Genomic DNA, 398 nt, shown 5'->3' on the forward strand with positions numbered 1-398 from the left:
GATGTCCGCGGTAGGAGAGCGTTCTAAGGGCGTTGAAGCCAGACCGTAAGGACTGGTGGAGCGCTTAGAAGTGAGAATGCCGGTATGAGTAGCGAAAGATGGGTGAGAATCCCATCCACCGTATGCCTAAGGTTTCCTGAGGAAGGCTCGTCCTCTCAGGGTTAGTCGGGACCTAAGCCGAGGCCGAAAGGCGTAGGCGATGGACAACAGGTTGATATTCCTGTACCACCTCTTCATCATTTGAGCAATGGGGGGACGCAGGAGGATAGGGTAAGCGCGCTGCTGGAATAGCGCGTCCAAGCAGTTAGGCTGGGAAATAGGCAAATCCGTTTCCCGCAAAGGCTGAGCTGTGACGGCGAGGGAAATATAGTACCGAAGTTCCTGATTCCACACTGCCA

General features: G+C 54.5%; 1 rRNA gene. It reads left to right on the top strand.

Going from position 1 to position 398, the window contains the following annotated elements:
- Positions 1-398: ribosomal RNA gene (locus WN59_RS07865) — 23S ribosomal RNA — on the top strand; the annotation flags it as partial.

The sequence above is a fragment of the Salinicoccus sediminis genome (assembly GCF_000986795.1).
GTDB lineage: Bacteria > Bacillota > Bacilli > Staphylococcales > Salinicoccaceae > Salinicoccus > Salinicoccus sediminis.